Origin of the sequence: Nitrosomonas sp. (assembly GCF_040240425.1) — a bacterium.
Taxonomy (GTDB): Bacteria; Pseudomonadota; Gammaproteobacteria; order Burkholderiales; family Nitrosomonadaceae; genus Nitrosomonas.
Genome location: NZ_QPHG01000076.1, coordinates 1 through 2532, shown reverse-complemented (window position 1 = coordinate 2532; position 2532 = coordinate 1). Strand labels below are relative to the sequence as shown.

2 protein-coding genes are annotated in these 2532 nt (G+C 48.7%); both read right to left on the bottom strand.

What is annotated here, in order from left to right:
- Positions 1–321: 321 nt before the first annotated feature.
- Positions 322–1221, bottom strand: coding sequence for a hypothetical protein (locus DU481_RS15515; protein WP_350135989.1), 900 nt, complete (start codon positions 1219–1221; stop codon positions 322–324).
- 257 nt (positions 1222–1478) lie between these two features.
- Positions 1479–2048, bottom strand: coding sequence for a DUF2780 domain-containing protein (locus DU481_RS15510; RefSeq protein ID WP_350135987.1), 570 nt, complete (start codon positions 2046–2048; stop codon positions 1479–1481).
- Positions 2049–2532: the final 484 nt, after the last annotated feature.

Below are 2532 nucleotides of genomic sequence, written 5' to 3'. Positions count from 1 at the left end.
AACAGGGGAAATCCGGCTACAAAACACCACTGAAAAATGAATTGCCGGGAATTCGTGTTCAAAAAAATGGCAGGATTACCGGGAAATCTGGAAATCACTAATTGTTCAGCGCTTCCTTAAACAACTCCAATAAAAACTGATATAACCACGATCCGCCATAAGCGATCGCGACGATCATGAGTATCGCCGCGGCACCATAGATAATTTTGTCCATCACACGCTCACTCCTTTCAATTCTTCAAGTAATACCCGCGTTGAAACCGGATCCATCGACGCAGATCAACCTCGGCAGTTTACTCGTTTACAATGTGTTTTTAGATACTAGTTTTCGACGAAACAATCTTTCTCGGTCATTTTATTCAGGGTGGTGTTGTACAAACCGGCATTCTCCAACGCAGGCGCAGACACCAGTAGCCCGGACATTTGCAGGCAATTGACATGGGGCGAATTGATCACCGCCAGTACCAGGAAATGCGTGGGTGAATCACTAGCAGCCACGCGATCGAAAAGATCCTGTGGAAGCGCTGCATTGGCGGCGAGCGCCGACAAAACATAGGTTTTATATAATCCCTGGCGAACGGGGTCGGCAGCATTAATATCGTTCAGCGTGGCCGCTATCAGTTTCTCCATCATGGCCCGCGAGATTTTTTGATTACCGGCCAGCCCTGCGACCCGCTCGTAAGTCAGCGCCCCTGCCGCGATTCCTTCCAAAGTCGCCAGCGTCGTATTGGCATTGGCGCCAACTTGTTGCACCACGGCATTATCGCTGGACACGGCCAATCTATCGAGAATAGCCGTTGGCGTTGATGGATGCTGGGCCAATGCGATTTCCACTTCCCGGTGTCCCCAAGGAATCCAGCGCTGACTCACCGCCTCCAGTGCTTGTGGTGCAGATGCCGGATTTTTGGCAACCGCTAACGCACGCTGTTGCGCGAATAAAACAACCCCAGCAAACACGAGTGCGGCCAGGAATACGGCGGCAAATTGCACACTCCTACTATTCCATGACGCTTTGCCGGAACGTAAATCAAGCACGGCAAAAGCGCTATAAACCAATGCCCACCCCGCCCCTGCAGCCGGAAAACCATAGAAAGGGATCATGATCAGGCCAATAGCAGCCGTTGAACTGGCCAACGTGAAAACGGCTTGCACAATGAATATCGTCGCGCTCGCGAAACCCGCGTAAGCGCCCGCTTTCAGAAAAGCTGTTCGATTGTGCATCCCGCCCCTCCTCTTGAATTACTTTGTCTCGAGTGCTCAAATTGCACAATTCAGTGCGCTTCGGTTATTGGCATCTGACAGGTAATGGCAAAATCCGGAGAAAAACGCCAAATACGTTGTTTGCGTTTTATGGCGCTGATACGAGATGCAGTAACAGCACACCATGCTGCACCTCGGATGAAACGACACGAGCAAGCGCAAGTCACTTACACCATGTGACTTGCGCTTGCTCGTTTCCATTAATCAAACTCTGGAGTTTAGCGGGCAGTCACAGCGGATTGCAGCAGATTAGCCGTTGCTTGGCCGCTTGTTTTGCTCACATAGTTGGTAATTACCGGAATGAATTTTCCCACCATATCAGGGGAAAGATTCAATTGCTGAAAGGATGCAGCAAGTGCAGCCGCGCTGCCAAGTGTGCTATTACCGCCCGCTAACGCGGATAGATTGGACATGGCGGGTGCTGCGCCCAGCATTGTACTCATTCCGGGAACAGATCGGGACAATGACGAAAATGCCTGCGGATTCATATTGCTTTGCGCCATTTGAAATATCGCCCCGGCGCCACCTAGGGCTTGCTGCGGCGAAACACCAAGGCGGTGAGCCAGAATATCCACCAGACCAATCTGCGCAGCTCCTTCAGCGTTACCGGCAACTGCGGCACCGGCATTAAGCACTTGCTTGCCGCTCTGCGCCGCGCTTTCTATCGTTGATAGACTTTGATTGACCGCACCCACAGGATTCGTACCGCCGGTATTGGTCGCGCAGCCCGTAACTGCCGTTAAAATGATCACGGCGCCTAATTGAACGTAATTGCTTTTTTTCATCATAACTCCTTCTCGTGTATAAATATGTGATCGATGACTATTGTCATAATAGATGTGTGCTGAGAATAAAAAATATTTTAGCCTCTCTGAACCAGCAGGGTTAATAATATCCGATAAGCTACCATAGTTCCTTCGCAAGTGCATCAGGCTGTTTCCCGCCCCCCTTCAAATTCATATTTACCGGTGCTCCACCGCTTAGTAAAGCTTCAAACCATCATAACCATAACGGCTATCGCTATAAAAATCCTTGCAATTGATACTTTGGGGAACAATTTCTAGCGCTGCTTACTGCATTGCCAGGCACTTAGCATCCTAAGACCCGACATAGCCTAGGGTTTCTTTAATATACGTGTAAGACAACGCTGATATAAATTTTGGTAATTATATACAATTCTACACAGAACACTAAAAATTAGTGTACTCATCTACTATATTTGGTTATAGTAGATGCCATGATAAATACAAATTTCAACACAATTATTGATCT